Below are 15,272 nucleotides of genomic sequence, written 5' to 3' on the forward strand. Positions count from 1 at the left end.
CAGGCGCTTTTATCTCCCCAAGGTAGACAGATTTTCGCTCAACGCAAGATTGATGTGGAACCTGTCTTTGGGCAGATAAAGGCTTGTTTGGGTTACAAGAGATGTAATCTGAGAGGGAAGCGTCAAGTGAGAATTGACATGGGATTGGTACTTATGGCCAATAACCTCCTAAAATACAATAAGAGAACGACTCAAAATTAAAAAGCTAGAGTTCCGCAATTGGGAAGCTCTAGCTTTTTTTGTGGCTGAGAATTATTTTGTCCCAGGCTCTAAGGCATTTAATCCATAGTACAAGCTATTTGACGAGTTTATGAAAAGCTCCTCTGTTGTAAATGGTAAAAAGACTGCTGTAGATGATGAGGTTAACCCTCTATCTATCTCAATCTTATTTACGCCAAGAGGTAATACACTGATAAAACCTTGTTCTTGACTATGATCTAAGCGTTTAATCTTACAATTATGCTTACTTGCAATAGATGAAATCTGAGAAATAGTCGTATCTAGCTTTTGTACTGTCCTTGCAAAATTCATAAAGACAATCGTTACGATAAACATATGCTCATCTCTTGTCTGGAGGTCTTTTAAAAGCATCTTAATATTATCACCATAGGTAATTAAATCACTTGGTAAGATATCCATGTCATAGCCACTTCTAACTGCCTTTTTATTTTCCTCAATCTTCATCTTATCAATATCTGTATTTTTTCTTTTCACCATTTTAATAGCTTCTGTCTGCTCAACTGCCTTGATATGAAAAGAAATATTGATGTTGTCATCTATATCTAAAAATTCTGCAAGCATTCTATCCGATAGCTCACTTGCAAGTATTTGAAGATGACTTACAGCTCCAATATATTTTCCAAACTTAAAATACTTACTTGGCACGAAGTTAAAAGAATCTGGTGCAATAACAGTCTTTGTACTTTCTCTTGGTTTTAAGTCTTTATAGGAAAAAGAAAAGAGCTTATCTGGATTTAAAATATCATGCAATACCTTTAATCTTTCTTCTCCAGTTAAGCCCTCAGCACGAACTCCCATGCTCTTTAGATTTGATAATATATCAATCTCAAGTCGCTCAAGTTTTGCAGTCGCTTGCTCCAAACTATCCGCTTCAACTCCAAAGGTGATATACTTCGATTTCTTTAAACCATTATTTCCCTTTGCAAGCTGACTTTTTAACATCTCACGAAACTCTAATCGAATATCATCATAACCATCATTTTTATCCGGCATCTGAATAGCTGCTTTTAATTCATTATTTCTTCCAAGCTGATTGATATATGAAAACTCAATATCTACACTTGGATCAAAAGAGTTTAAGACATTCGCAAATTGATTGAAAATCAAATCCTTATCTTCTTCTAAGGCAAGCTGATAGTTTATATCCTGAAATGCAATACACTTATTATAGTGCTTTTCATCAAGCTGGCATATTCCACTTTTTAGCATTCTCAGATAAGGTATTGTATCTTCAACAGTATATCTCTTAGGCTCTTTCTTAAATATTAAGTCGATTAGAGAAGCTTTTTTCTTCTGCTTAGTCAGCTTTTCTTTTTTCAGGTTTCTTTTGTTTTCCTTTAATACCTTTTGATTTTTTTCTAATTGAATTTGCTGTATTTTTCTTTTCTTGTTCAAGGTAAACCTCCTTTCTCACTCGCTTCTGTGGTTGATAAAACTTGTGTAGATATATGTGCTTAAAATATTTCTCAAAGGTAAGTCCATCTTTTTCAAATAGTGTTACAAAGAAGATTGGAAGAGTTGATACAATTAAAAACAGTATCGCTATATCATTAGGCATAAACTTTCTCATAAATAAATAGACTGGTATACCAACCAGTCCAGCAAGTGTAAATCCAATTAATTGTCTTCTTGTAAGGTTAAAGGCTACCTTTGTTTTTACCTTTTTTAAATCTTTGGGAATTGGTACATAGCCCATAGCTTACCTCCCATCTTCTTTTTCCTTTGAAAATGCTTCAAAATGTTCATAGCATGAAGCAACTTCATTTCTCATCTCTTCTAATTCTGACTCAATGAATGCATTTTTCTGCTCTTGATAATAAAGAATAGATTTTACATCATCTCTTGTACTTTTTACTTCATCTTCTAAATTCTTTAATTTGTTCCTGTTAAAAATCGAGATAGCAAATGCTCCAATTCCTACTGCAATAATTGAAACAGGAAACAACTTTTTCTTTACTTCTATCATTAAAAATCCTCCTTAATGTGCGTTTAGAATATTAGACCGATGTCGGTCTAACGTATTTAATGCCTCGTAAAAAATAAGACCGACATTCCTATTAAAACCAAGGTCTGTCCCTTTGTTTATGGCAAAAAATATCGGTCTAATTCTAAGTTATTTTAGTCCTAATAATTTTAACTTTTCATCCTCAGAAAGGCTGTCCCACTTTCTTGAGGGTTGAGTGCCAATCATCTTTCTTAATGCTTCTGCCACCATTTCAATATCTGTTTCTGCGTAGATTTCTGTGGTTGAAATAAATTCATGACCAAGAAGCTTTGCAATCTCCGGTAGTGAAAGCCCAAGACGGTACATTTGTGCACCATAAGAATGGCGAAGCAGGTGTGGATGCACAGACGGAATAGAAGAATCTGTTTTTCTGGCAGAATCTCCATATTTTTTAAGGATTCGCTGCACATTATCTTCTGACATGGGATTTAACCGACCATGTATGGTTGTATAAAACAGATATTCCTCTTGGTTGTTCTCTGGGTGGAAAAGTTCACAATAATAATTGAAGTTTTCAACAAACGCACTTTCCGAAACAGGAACAATTCTTGGTTTATTGCCTTTTCCAGTTAAGCAGACATATGGATAATTATCTTCCATAACAACATCTTTGACTTTTACAGATAGCATTTCATTTAACCTTGCGCCTGTGGAAAACAAAAAAAGGATGATAAATCTATCTCTGATTCCGATTCGAGTGCGTAGCGGTTGTTCCAAAAGCAAAAGTACTTGTTCTTTACCAAGCCAGTTGTGTTTTTTAGGACGCACTGTTTTACTTTTCAATGTGGAAAGGCTTATTTGCAATGGTACTAATTCGATGTTCTTGGAAGCAATGTATTTCACGTATGATTTTAGTGCTGCAAGCCGGACATTTCGTGTACCGATACTGTTGTTCTCCGCTACCCATCCGATATATTCACGAATAAGCGGATCTGTAACAAAATCAAAAGTTATAGAGTCCACTTGTTTTGAATACTTTTCCAAAAGATACATTCGGAAAGAGTTAAGGGATTCCCTGTAGGTGTTGACAGTTCGTTCGCTTTTTAATTCAATCCGCATATCATTGAAAAAGTCTTTCACATAGGAAAAGAACATCGCTTTCTGTTGTTTATTCTTCGACATATACAACACCGATCCTTTCCTCCAGTTCCTTCAGCTTTTTCCTGTAAACAGGAAAAAGCTGTGAAGTAATGTGAAGATAATACATGGTATAACGGATATGCTTATGCCCCATATATCTGCATAAGTATTGCATCCAGTTGTAAAAGTCTTCTCCGTATTCTGCACATTTTTTGATATTTTGTACCGCAAACAAGTGCCGCAATCCGTGAGCCGTGAACTTTTTGCCGGTACTCTCATAAAAAGTAGCTTGCTTTAATACGGAGTCAAAAACTTTTCCGACATTGTAGCTTTTATAGTTTTCTTTAATAATACTTGGTTGGAAGAAATATTTACGGTTAGGAACTACACTGCTATAAGCGTTATTAAAAGAGTTACACAGGGCACAAAGGTCATCACTTATTGGCAGTTCTCGGTCTTTGAATCCTTTACTGTTGAAAATTCGTAGTTTTCCTTGAATAAGATCAACATCTTCAACCTTTAGATTACAAGCTTCAGAAGAACGAAGTCCGCAACTGTAAGTCATCCTAAAAAGTACAGGAAAAATCATGTCGTTATGTGGAAATGTTGGTGTGTTTGTGATGGAAGAATCAACCAGTTCAAAAAACTCTACTAACTGCTCATCACTGAAAATTCGTGGTTCTTCTGCATGGGCGTATCTGATTCTGTAACTTGGAAGATATGCCGGTTTCCCAATCGCCTGTTGGTATTCTCCAAGATGTGCCATTGTGCGTACACGGCGAGACATGTGGCAACGGGATTCAGAACTTGTATTGTGAATCCACTCTTCTGCAATGGTATCGGATAATATATCCTCATCGGGATAATTTACAATGCAAAAGTTATCAAAATCACGCAAGAAAAAATCAATATATTGAAGTTGCAGACCGCCATTTCTTAATACGGCAAGCATTTCATTTATATCGTGGGAAAATTTACTTTGATACATTAAAAAGCCCTCCCATGATACGGTATTGCCGAAAGCTCAAGGGCACAGCGTTTCATCTTTGTTTCATCAGTGGAAAGATAGCATTGAACAGCATTCTTATCAATGTGTCCCAACATTTCAGAAATCATAGGAAGTGGTGTGCCGCATTTGAGCAACCTTGAAGCATAGGTTCTTCTGAAAATATGAAGCCCATCGTGTGGGATTGCTTCAAAAGACTCCGTGTTTTTTGCACGGTATTTAATGCGATAATGCTTTCGTGCAATTTTTTGTGGTGGTCCGACAGCAGTAATAAAAATATATGCAGTTTTACAATCACGGCGTTCATTCAGAACATAATCAATAATTGCGTTCTGAGTTTTATTATCAATGGGCATTTGCAGAGCAACTCCCGTTTTTTGTTGGCGGATAGTTATAACACCTTTTTCCCAGTCAATGTCATTGAATTTCAGATTTCTGATGTCGCATTCTCTAAGTCCAACATGGAGTGCAAGAAAAGCAATTGCTTTATCCCGGAGATTTACAAGACTATCAGGTTCATCCGCAATAATATCCCTCTCCATCTGTGAGGTGAGAGTAGTGATGATTCTTTCAGTGGACAGTCGTAATCGTGGAATAGCACAGTGAAGATATTTTTGATCAGTATGTCCATCTTCCACAAGGAATACAAGGAATTTTTTCAGGCTGCAAACTTCTGTCTGAATTCCTTTGGGTTTTCGGTTGTAAAATCGTTCTGATGCAAAGTAGCTGACGATTTCTGCATTACGGACTTGCGATATTTGACTGATTCCTTGTTTTTCCAAGTAAAGTAACATAAATCGTGCTTCAGAGACATATCTCGGAATCGTATTTTCATTTAAAACTCCAGAAAGATAGATTTTATATTTTTCTAAGACTTCTTGGAATACTATACTTTTAGGCTGTATAGGAGTTTTGCTCTGATAATGTGTCCAGTGAGTCAGTGTCTCTGATCGTTGCTTTTCAATGAGGATAATAAAACGGCGCAAAGCTATCCATTCAATATATGAGGTGCTCATTTTTGACGGTGGATCATGCTCAAGACTATCTACCCATTGTAGGCATAAATCACAATTAAACGGCTTATCCCGTGAACGAAGGTGCTCCACAAGACGATCTGTAAACTGCCGGAACTTATCTATCAGGGTGCCTGACGTAGTTCCCATGGCGGTAATGGTTTTGTGTGTTTCGTCAATTAGATGACGAAGTTCAATTTCATTAAAATTCATTTTTTCTACCCTTTCTTCTGTATTAAGCGACAACGCCGCTATTTGAAATATACCAGAAGCTTAGGGTAGTTAAGCAAAGCAACTTAGAATTAGACCGATATTTTTTGCCATAAACAAAGGGACAGACTAAGGCAAAAGAGATTTATCGGTATAAATAATTACGAGGCATTAAATACACTCTTTGCAAGCGTTCCACTCTTTAGCATTATTAGACCAAGAAGTAATGCATAGCCTAATATCATAAAGGTACTTGCATGAATGTCCGTTATCTTTATCGTCTTTACTAAAACTGCGTAAATACCCAAGCATATAATCAAGAATAAGCCTTGAAGCCCAATAGCAAATAGACCTTTGATATAATTTGTTCCAATTTGTCCCCATTCCTTATTTCCCATAGTGGCAAATGGAATTGCTGAAACTGAACAGTAAACATATATCTCAAACATTCTGCCATATACAACTAGCATAATGACTACCGACATAACCTGTATTGCAACTTTAACAAGTGAGGTTTCAAAGAGTATCATCACCAGTTCTCCAAGACCTTTATCTTTTAATCCCTCAACCATCTGAACAATTTGATCACCTGAAACGGTAGCAGAAGTATTGATTACTCCTGCCGCCTGATTTACAAGGTGTTGTGCAACATCAAAGACTGCCATTGAGAATGTAAAGGCATGAGATACTAGCCATACCGCTATCCACATCTTTATCATGTATTTAAAAAACTCAAAGGTATCTGTATCGTGCATATTGTTCTTTTGCATAACCATATTTATCAGCTCAATACATAAAACTGCTGTAATGATCAAACCTGCAATTGGAATAATGACACTATCATTGATACTCTTAATAAAGTTAAATACCTCTGAGTTCCATCCCATTGGTGTCTTTCCTATATCGGTTGCAACTGCTCCGACTTTATCATTAATGTCGATAAACATTGACTCAAGATTTGCTTGGATACCTCCGAGAAGAAGCTCTTTAAAAAATTCCTCTATCTTATCGAAAATACCAAACATAGGCTACTCTCCTTACTTCAATACATTTGAAAGTAATGGGATTAATTTTAAGCCGATTAGAACAATGCCGCCCCCAGCCATAAGTTGTTTAATACCTTGAGATTTTGCTCCAGGGTTATCATTACCATATCCCTCCATAAGGTTGATAACACCCCATGCTCCAAGACCAGCACCTACTGCCATTACCAAAATCTTTAATACATTTACCGCCTGTGTAAAAAATTCCATTGTTTATTCCTCCTCGTTTTCTTCTTTCTTTTCAATTTTGTTCATAGACATAACTACAAAATTCTTATATGTCTTTTCATTTTTAGTTCGTTTATTAAAGTATCCATATACATGAATGAAATCACCTTCTGAAAATTCCTTAGCCACTTCAGATTTATTGCCATAGGCTGCACAGTTGATATACTCTCTACCTTTTCCATATCCTTTCGAAAGGGCAAAATTTACAACTTGAACTTCTTCATCACCTCTTGTAAAAGTTCCAAAAGTAGGTTCTTTTAACAGATTGGCATTGATATTAATCATTTCTTTGTCCATTTTTTCCTCCAATTAAAAAGCAACTGAAAAGTTAATTCCAATCGCCAAGTATTTGTATATTTAGTTATCTATTAGGTAGGGCTTCTTATCCTTATCATCTTTTCTCCTTTACTTTCTGTAACATATTTAAAGGAACTAGCATTTTGTCGTGTATATATTAGTGAGCGGCATTTGAAATACTAGTTAGCAACTCTTGCGAGTTTTCCCTATTTATTGATCGCAATATAAATTGAAAATAGGCATGAAAAAAGACGATAGATGTTGCTTTTCTATCGTCTTTAATATCTTATATTCAGTTCGACAAACTGGGATTTATCTAATCAAAAATTTTAATGAATCTCTTCTGTATTTTGTCACATAAATATCCAATATTTTCATAGAATTTGTGTGCTTCCAAACGTGTTGATGCTGAATTTAATCTGATAAATGCTAATGAATCACTTTTAGCTTTTAGTTCCAACTGACTCATCAATTTCTTTCCAATGCCTTTACCTTGAAAATCCGGAAGTACTGCTAATCCCAGAATATTTAATCCCACATCTGAATAAAGACTTTCATAAACTTCTGCATGTACAAATCCAACAATTGTATGTGAATCCTCATCCTCATACACATAAATGTAATGATGGTTTATATCGTTTGATAACTTTTCTATTTGTCTACTTATTAATTCAACAGATGCCTTATACCCTAAAGAAATATCACATATTTTTTGTATTAATGCAGCATCATCTTTTCTTATATTTCTTATCATCATATCTCTCCATAAATTCTAATTTGTTCTATTATACCAAATATACCCATGTCACATAAAGCTATAACAGAAAATATTACAATCTTGTAATTACTGTATTTCTATTCATCTTAACTTTGCCTTTTCTTCTGATGTATTCTTCAATATCAAACACATTCTTTTTATCATAGTCTTCCAAGAGCTTGTAATTCTTGTGCTTTGTAATATCGAATTTGTCTGACAAAAACGGTCTGACACCTCGAAGCTGAAAAATACACTTACTGCCATCCATAACCGTTATCTCATCCTGACTCATCAGCTCCTTTCCTGTCTTTTGATAATTCAGTCCATAACTATTGGCATTGGATCTTGTTTCCGATGTGTTATATAGGTCTATGGTTTCTTTACCCAGTGTTTCAGATAGTTCTTTAAGTGTGGTCTTTTCCTTTCCACCAAGAAACAAGGTACTATCACAGTTACCTACAATCGTATCTGCATTATCTTTATAAATTGCCTTTAGCTGAGATTGTGCTTGCAAGATAATACTTGCTGAAATTTCTCTTGAACGGATTGTCGCAATCAATTTCTCAAATTTGGGAATTAAGCCGATATTTGCAAACTCATCAAGCAAACACCTTACATGGACAGGTAATCTTCCTCCATATTCGTCATCTGCCTTATCACAAAGTAAGTTAAATAGCTGTGAGTACATAATAGACACCACAAAGTTAAAAGTATCATCTGTATCTGAAATAATGACAAACAATGCTGTCTTTCTATCTCCAAGTGTATCAAGTTCAAGTTCATCTTCTTTCATCAAGTCCCTAAGCTCTTGAATATCAAAAGGTGCAAGCCTTGCACCACAAGAAATAAGAATAGACTTCGCCGTTTTTCCAGCAGCAAGTTTGTATTTCTTATATTGCTTAACTGCAAAGTGTGTAGGCTCTTTCTTTTCCAATGCTTCAAATAGTCTATCAATGGGATTCATATATGTTTCATCATCTTCCCTGACTTCTGAAGCGTCTATCATATCCAGTAGTGTTGCAAAGTTCTTTTCTTCTCTTGGAGCTTCATAGAAGATATATCCAATAAGAGCTGTATAGTAGAGCTTTTCAGCTTTCACCCAAAAATCCTCACCTGCTTTTTCACCCTCTCCCTTTGTGTTTGCAATGATTGTCTGTACCAATTTGAGTATGTCTTTTTCACTTCTGAGATAGGCGAATGGATTATACTTCATGCTTTTTTTGAAGTTGATGGTATTTAAGATTTTTATCTCATAGCCATTATCTTCAAGCATCTTGCCACACTCAATAACTATCGTTCCTTTTGGGAAGATTTGTCAAGGACATAAACAAAATTTCTTTGACAAATTTATATCTTTTCTGTTTCTCTCTTGATTAACTTCAGTATTTTATCCTTGTATGTTTCTCCTGTACCTTGTTTGAAATGTAGGTTTACAGTATATTTTGTCTTTCCAATATCCATTATTAACTGTTTATTGGGTGGTGCTTGTATTTCTCTTTTTTCTTCTTTCATAAGTCCTCCTTTCCGATTTTAGACAAAGAAAAAACAGTAAACCAATTTGATTTACTGTTTTCAAAATAATATTCTATTGTATTATTTAATTTCTATTTTCAGTTAGAAAAACTGGGATTTGTTTTCCCACAGCATTCAATTTTTCTCATAAAAAACAATATCTTTTCAGTCTATTTATTCTGCACTTGTCCAAAAATCCTCTACAGTTTCATTAAACTCTTGTGGCACATCCATATTGACACAGTGTCCTGCATTTTCAAAAATGGCTACCCTACAATTTGGCTCACTTATTTTCCATTGTTTTACTGCCTCTAATTCCATTGGAATATCAAAGCTTCCACATCCAATCAACAAAGGGTAATTTCGTTTTCCAGTTTTATACTTATTTATCATACTATTGAGCCTTGCCATAAATATAAATGATTTTTTAGGAAAAAGTATGTTCATATCAAAAAACTCATCTTGTGCCTGTAAAGTATACGCAGAAATTTTCTTGTTCTCTTTTGCAAACCACTTAATCGAAAAGAGAGCTTTCAACATCATCACCTTCTGTTTCGCACCATTTTGCTTTTGCATTTTAATATCAACATTATTGATATCATATCCTCCAAAGCAAGCCATTGAACTTACTGAGTTTGGATAATGATTCGCAAAATCCTGTGCCAATACTGCTCCTAATGAAACACCGACAATATGTACTTTTTCAATATTTTCCACCTTTAAGATTTCGAATATCCATTCTGACATTTTATCTATGCCATCCCCTTTTTGGGTATCCGTTGACTGCCCATGACCAATAATGTCAACAGCCAAAATATTGTATTTGTTGTGAAAGTATTCAAACTGTGATTTGAACATATTATGATTGACAAAAGCAGCGTGAATAAAAAGTATCCATTCAGTATAATCTCTTCCACTGATAAAATATGTGATTGGTGAATTAACTAACTTTATTGATTTCATATCTTGCTTCCTTTCATTTCATCAAGAAGTTTTTGCCACCACTCGATATTGAATTTCATAAGATCTTTTCCATATCGAGTTGCAGTAAACTGATAATGAAGAATATCCTTATTTTCATCAAAACTTTGAAGCATAGTTTCTGCAGTGCCGTTCAAAACAGGTTTTATTTTCTCTTGCATTTCTATTTTCCCCAAATGTAAACGCCTCCTTCAAATTTTATTTTTTGTCTTCACTAGTTAATATTATATACTTTTTTTACTTAGTTTTATAGGTCTAACTCATTCCTATTTACCTGTGATAGTTGTTTTTCTTGTTCCTGTAACTGCTCTATACAGGTCTTAACTTTTTCAGCATGCTCTACTTCTTCTCGTATTTCTAATATTTGACTATATAGGCTCTTTTTATCTTTCTTCAAAGTGGTAAGTTCCGATTTCCATTTGGATATATTTAAGGTCTTACTTTCCCCTAAATGCTCTTTGAGATGTTTCCTTGCACTTTCAAATAGAATAAGCTCCGCCGTATGCTCATTATAAAAATCTTCCTGTTTTATTTTCTTTAATTTCGTATAGGCTTTGTAGATGTCCTTATACTTCAAATATTTCTCGGCTTGGTCAATAAGCTGTACTTTACCATCTATTTTCTTTTCAGTATCTTTAATGGCTCTTGTGGTCTTGTAATTCTTATCTCTTAAAGTAACTATACTTTCTTTCAGTTCAGATAAGGAAATAATGTTTTTCTCTTTTAAGAATTGATAGCTTTCGATGTATTTTTCTAAATCTGTATTATGGTTATCTGCATTTTTACGGATAAGATTTTCAAAAACGGATAGCAAATTTTCTTTGGGTGGGAGGGTGGATTTGAGTTTATCAGTTTCTGCTTTTTCTTCTTTTCCAATTCCCCTTATCCATCTCATTAAGGCTTTTATTCTTAACTTGATTTCTTGTAATAGCCTATTCTGTTTTCTGATTTCCCGATTGATATTTCCTCTGTCGGTGGCTATACCTTTCTTCTCCATTTGACTTGCTGATACTCCTAAATGAATGGTCGGTATTTCTTCTATGCCCTGTCTTTGATAGGAACGATGGTCTACTTTTTCCTGTATGCTATTTTCTTCAAGATATTTGTTTGTAATATCTGCCCATGTCTTTCGCCACTCTTCCGCTTTGTCTTGCTCGTTCCAATCGACTGTATTTATTTTCCTTGTTTTGTAATTGCCATTTTTGAGTTTTACTTTTTCTCCGTTTTCATCAAGGATATATTCCTTTTTTGATTTTGCTCCCCATTTTTTATCTTCATTTAACGGTCTCATAGTTAATAGGATATGAGCGTGTGGATTCCCGTCATTTTTATCGTGCAAAGCAATATCGGCACACATACCGACTTTTACAAAATTTTCTTTTACATATTCTCTTACAAGTTCTATCTGTTTTTCCCTGTTTAATTCTTTGGGTAAGGCGATTTCTATTTCTCTTGCAAGCTGTGAGTTTTTACTTTTTTCTATTTTCTCTACACTGTTCCATAGCGTTCCTCTGTCTGAAAATTCCTGTGGTGCGTTTTGTGGTAATAGGATTTCTGTATGTGCTATTCCGCCTTTTCTTGTAAAGTCATGGACTATGCCGTCATATTCATTTTTTATCTTTTCGCCACTTCGATAAGAAGCTGCTGCAACCGCACTTTTGCCTTTGCCTCTTGAGATAATCTTTATACTAAGATGATATATCGCCATAGCTAAAACCTCCTCTCTTTTTCTGATGTGGATACAGTGGCGATGGATAAGACTTACTAAAAAAATCGGATTGTTTTTTATCCGGTTTCTTTTGGTAAGTACACAAGGGGTAGGAAATTTATTTCCGTAGGGGAGTGTAGCTCCCCTGTATCAGCTTTAGCTGATATGCTCTCTGCAAGAGCCTTCGGAGAACGCACACACCCTTTAGGGTGTATAAGTGCGCTCTTGTAAACAAGGGACTACTGCTCTGTTTCCGTTACTTTCTCTTGTTTTTCTATGTTTTCTTCTTCCGTTTTTTCTCTTTTCTCCATGATTTTTAGGATTTTTTCATTTATTGCTTCTTTGATATTTGGGAATGTAATTAGCTGATAAAATTCATCTTTGGTAAAATCCTTGCTTTCGTTAAAGATACTTTCAAAAACTGCTCCTTTTTCATAAAGCCTTTTATCTCTTTTCTTTCGTTCTTCCTGTTTCTGCTGACTGATGAGTTTTTTTCTTTTGTTTTGTAACTGCTTAATTTCCTCTTCTGCCATTAAGATTTTTTCATCTATATTTTTCATTTTCTGTTCTCCTTTCTGATTTTTAGTAAAGAAAAAACAGTAAACCGATTTGATTTACTGTTTCGTGAACTGCTATGTTATAGCTTGTATTTAATTGTTTTACTTCGACAAACTGCAATTTGTCTGTCTCAAAACAATTCGTTTATCATTGTCACAAATAAATCCGGTTTCAGTAAAACAAGACCTGCATGCCCCAGTTTAGGCAAAACCTTGAATTCTGTTTGCGGAAAATGCTGATTCATGTAGGCGATATCAAGTTTTCGCTCCTTTTCTTCGCCATCGGCATACCAGTAATGCATTTGCGTATCGACCTTCGGAATGGGCTGTGGAATCTTATAGTTGTTGCATGAGTCAAAAGTTCTCCATAACGTTTTTCTACTGGAGCACTTCAAAACATCTGCAACATATTGAAGATCTTCCTTCGAATATTCATCGGTAGCAAAAGCCTTCTCAAGCAAGCGCACTCCACCTGTCCTGCCCAGCATCACCATGAGATAGTCTCTCAAGGCGATAAAGCGTGTGACAAGCCATGGTAGCTGATATGGTGTAATGCCTCCGTCCATAATGCAGTGTCTGATTGGAATAAGTTGTCCAAGCGTTACCATTAAAGCAACGGAGCCGCCCATCGAGCACCCATATACTGCATACAATTCGGCAATCTCTTCAGCCTGAAGCCACTCATTCAATTCGGCAGCGATCTTCTCAATGCTTGTAAAGTCACTTTCATCCTCAGAATCATATCCGGGAAGAGCCGGGATAATCAGATGATATTTGTTTTTGAGAAGCGGAATTAAATGTTCAAAATAATCCCATCTTACAACAGAAGGATGTATCAGCAGAATTGCTTGTTCATTACCTTTTCCAAATTCATGTATATTCATTAGTCTAATCCATCCTGTGTACAAATTCTAATTTTTCTCTCTAAATAATTAACAATGTTATACCATTTTTAAGCCATTTTTTCTATATCGGCTTTTTGTGGTACTTGACAGTTGCCTATAAAGTTAAAATACACATCAACTTGTTGTTTTCTATCTTTTCCTTTTCTTCCCCCTGTGGCTTCATGGACTACAACTTTTTCTATATACTCATTTATCATTGGGACTGTCAGTTCTTCAATATCGGTATATTTTTCTATCATCTTTAGGAATTTATCGGTGTCAACTTTTCTCTGATGATAGCTTTCTATTTCATCTTCAAAATACTGTATTTGCTTTTCTAATTCTTGTTGCTCCGTGTCATAGATATTAAATAATCTATCAAAGTGTTTTGCGGGAATTTTTCCAAGTGCATGGTCTTCATATAGCTTTGTAATAAGGGTTGTTAGTTCTTCATTTCTTGAAGATAATTTTTCTAATTTCGTTTTATCATCTTGATACTTTTCTTCCCTTTTTTCATCGGATAATTTGTTCATCACTTTTAGAAATTCTTGCTTTTCTTCTTTTGCAAAATCTGTGATTTCTTTGATTGATTTTAGGAGAATTTCATTCACTGTTTTTACCTTGATGTAGTGCATACTGCAAGAGCCTTTTCTGTGTCTGTAATGTTGACATACAAAGCAATAATCACAATCATATTTCTTTTCTTTATATTCTGCCGGCTCTCTGTAACTTAATTTACCTCCACAATCTGCACAGATTAAAAGTCCTGTAAAGGGGTGTGAGGTTGTTCCGTACTTTGGACTTCTTCTCACTGTTTTTCTTAACCTTTGAGCGTTATTCCATGTTTCTTCGTCAATGATGGCTTTATGGGTGTTTTTGAAGATAATGAGTTCATCTTCTTTTGCCTTTCTGCGTTTCTTAGTTTTGTAATCAAGGCATATTGTTTTACCAAGTACAGTATGACCCATATATTCTCTTTTTTCTAAGATATAACCTACTGTGGTCGGTGTCCAAAAATACGGGTCTTCTATTCCTCTTTTCTTTGAGCTATGGTTATTTTCGGGGTAATGTATTTGGGCATAGGCTGACGGAATAAGGACTTTATCTTTGGTTAATATGTCTGCTATATGTGTTACTCCATATCCCTCTATTACAAGCCTGTAAATGCGTTTTACGACCTTTGCACTCTCTTTATCGACAAGTAACTCCTGTTTGTTCTTAGGATTTCTATAATAGCCGTATGGAACGCTTGGTGATACTCTTTTACCCTCTTCCATTCTTGCTCTAAAGATGGATTGTATTTTTCTTGAGGTATCTCTTGCATACCATTCATTCATAATATTTAGAAATGGGGTAAAGTCGCTTTCTGCTTGTTTTTCGCTATCTATTCCGTTATTGATGGCGATAAACCTTACTCCCTTTTCTTTGAAAAGTATTTCGGTGTAAAAGCCTACTTTAAGGTAATCTCTGCCAAACCTACTCATATCTTTTACTATCACAGTAGATACTTTGTTTTCTTCTACTGCTTTTATCATTTTCTGAAATCCCTCTCTATCAAAGGTTGTTCCGCTTACTCCATCATCGGTATAGTGATAGATATTTACAAAGCCGTTTCTTTTCGCATAACTTTCAAGTAGTTGCTTTTGATTAGTGATGGAATTGCTTTCTCCCTGCATTTCATCATCTCGACTTAAACGCTCATAAAGGGCTGTTTGTCCTGTTCTTTTTGTATTTGACATGAGAATTACCTC

At 35.0% G+C, this 15,272-nt stretch carries 17 protein-coding genes and 2 pseudogenes; 1 reads left to right on the forward strand and 18 read right to left on the reverse strand.

The annotated features are described in order from the left end of the window. A partial coding sequence (locus A3I3_RS0100005; protein WP_018370691.1) for a transposase occupies positions 1 to 201 on the forward strand: 201 nt, incomplete at its 5' end. A 69-nt stretch (positions 202 to 270) separates the two neighbouring features. Here A3I3_RS0100005 and A3I3_RS10025 read toward each other — a convergent pair. From A3I3_RS10025 to A3I3_RS0100095, 18 genes and pseudogenes are all read right to left on the reverse strand, one after another. Then, positions 271 to 1,635, reverse strand: a pseudogene (locus A3I3_RS10025) (VirB4-like conjugal transfer ATPase, CD1110 family); the annotation flags it as partial. Then, positions 1,538 to 1,936 carry a PrgI family protein gene (locus tag A3I3_RS0100015; protein ID WP_000542589.1) on the reverse strand — a complete coding sequence of 133 codons (399 nt, stop codon included), beginning with the start codon at positions 1,934 to 1,936 and terminating at the stop codon, positions 1,538 to 1,540. The pseudogene A3I3_RS10025 and the gene A3I3_RS0100015, both read right to left, overlap by 98 nt. 3 nt (positions 1,937 to 1,939) lie before the next feature. Then, the gene (locus A3I3_RS0100020; protein ID WP_018370693.1) at positions 1,940 to 2,206 is read right to left on the reverse strand and encodes a hypothetical protein; all 267 of its coding nucleotides are present in this window, start codon (positions 2,204 to 2,206) and stop codon (positions 1,940 to 1,942) included. A gap of 147 nt (positions 2,207 to 2,353) precedes the next feature. Next, on the reverse strand, positions 2,354 to 3,367 hold the full coding sequence (locus tag A3I3_RS0100025; protein WP_018370694.1) for a tyrosine-type recombinase/integrase: 1,014 nt from the start codon (positions 3,365 to 3,367) through the stop codon (positions 2,354 to 2,356). Further along, positions 3,354 to 4,313, reverse strand: a complete 960-nt coding sequence (locus A3I3_RS0100030; protein WP_018370695.1) for a tyrosine-type recombinase/integrase — start codon at positions 4,311 to 4,313, stop codon at positions 3,354 to 3,356. Before A3I3_RS0100030 ends, A3I3_RS0100025 begins: the two co-directional genes overlap by 14 nt. Further along, positions 4,313 to 5,590, reverse strand: coding sequence for a tyrosine-type recombinase/integrase (locus A3I3_RS0100035; RefSeq protein ID WP_240366762.1), 1,278 nt, complete (start codon positions 5,588 to 5,590; stop codon positions 4,313 to 4,315). Before A3I3_RS0100035 ends, A3I3_RS0100030 begins: the two co-directional genes overlap by 1 nt. Positions 5,591 to 5,715: 125 nt before the next feature. Further along, entirely contained in the window at positions 5,716 to 6,579 is an 864-nt protein-coding gene (locus A3I3_RS0100040; protein ID WP_018370697.1) for a VirB6/TrbL-like conjugal transfer protein, CD1112 family, read from the reverse strand. Positions 6,580 to 6,591: 12 nt separating this feature from the next. Further along, positions 6,592 to 6,807 carry a Maff2 family mobile element protein gene (locus A3I3_RS0100045; protein ID WP_000394209.1) on the reverse strand — a complete coding sequence of 72 codons (216 nt, stop codon included), beginning with the start codon at positions 6,805 to 6,807 and terminating at the stop codon, positions 6,592 to 6,594. Positions 6,808 to 6,810: 3 nt separating this feature from the next. After that, positions 6,811 to 7,122, reverse strand: coding sequence for a hypothetical protein (locus tag A3I3_RS0100050; protein ID WP_018370698.1), 312 nt, complete (start codon positions 7,120 to 7,122; stop codon positions 6,811 to 6,813). A 316-nt stretch (positions 7,123 to 7,438) separates the two neighbouring features. Next, positions 7,439 to 7,876 (reverse strand): GNAT family N-acetyltransferase, encoded by a 438-nt coding sequence (locus A3I3_RS0100055; protein ID WP_018370699.1) that lies wholly within the window; start codon positions 7,874 to 7,876, stop codon positions 7,439 to 7,441. 76 nt (positions 7,877 to 7,952) lie between these two features. Next, positions 7,953 to 9,185 (reverse strand): annotated as a pseudogene (locus A3I3_RS10030) (VirD4-like conjugal transfer protein, CD1115 family); the annotation flags it as partial. A gap of 41 nt (positions 9,186 to 9,226) precedes the next feature. After that, complete coding sequence (locus A3I3_RS0100065) at positions 9,227 to 9,391, reverse strand: transposon-encoded TnpW family protein (protein ID WP_004831908.1); 165 nt, start codon at positions 9,389 to 9,391, stop codon at positions 9,227 to 9,229. A 174-nt stretch (positions 9,392 to 9,565) separates the two neighbouring features. Further along, on the reverse strand, positions 9,566 to 10,354 hold the full coding sequence (locus A3I3_RS0100070; protein WP_018370700.1) for an alpha/beta fold hydrolase: 789 nt from the start codon (positions 10,352 to 10,354) through the stop codon (positions 9,566 to 9,568). After that, positions 10,351 to 10,548 (reverse strand): hypothetical protein, encoded by a 198-nt coding sequence (locus A3I3_RS0100075; protein WP_018370701.1) that lies wholly within the window; start codon positions 10,546 to 10,548, stop codon positions 10,351 to 10,353. The genes A3I3_RS0100070 and A3I3_RS0100075 overlap by 4 nt, the downstream gene beginning before the upstream one ends. A gap of 71 nt (positions 10,549 to 10,619) precedes the next feature. Next, a complete protein-coding gene (gene mobQ, locus A3I3_RS0100080) occupies positions 10,620 to 12,080 on the reverse strand; it encodes a MobQ family relaxase (protein WP_018370702.1) in 1,461 nt (486 codons plus the stop codon). Between the two features lie 239 nt (positions 12,081 to 12,319). Further along, entirely contained in the window at positions 12,320 to 12,640 is a 321-nt protein-coding gene (locus tag A3I3_RS0100085) for a DUF3847 domain-containing protein (protein ID WP_009216383.1), read from the reverse strand. A gap of 128 nt (positions 12,641 to 12,768) precedes the next feature. After that, the gene (locus A3I3_RS0100090) at positions 12,769 to 13,521 is read right to left on the reverse strand and encodes an alpha/beta fold hydrolase (protein ID WP_018370703.1); all 753 of its coding nucleotides are present in this window, start codon (positions 13,519 to 13,521) and stop codon (positions 12,769 to 12,771) included. Between the two features lie 68 nt (positions 13,522 to 13,589). Continuing rightward, positions 13,590 to 15,260 (reverse strand): recombinase family protein, encoded by a 1,671-nt coding sequence (locus A3I3_RS0100095; RefSeq protein ID WP_018370704.1) that lies wholly within the window; start codon positions 15,258 to 15,260, stop codon positions 13,590 to 13,592. Positions 15,261 to 15,272 lie beyond the last annotated feature (12 nt).

Source organism: Streptococcus massiliensis DSM 18628 (genome assembly GCF_000380065.1).
Lineage (GTDB): Bacteria > Bacillota > Bacilli > Lactobacillales > Streptococcaceae > Streptococcus > Streptococcus massiliensis.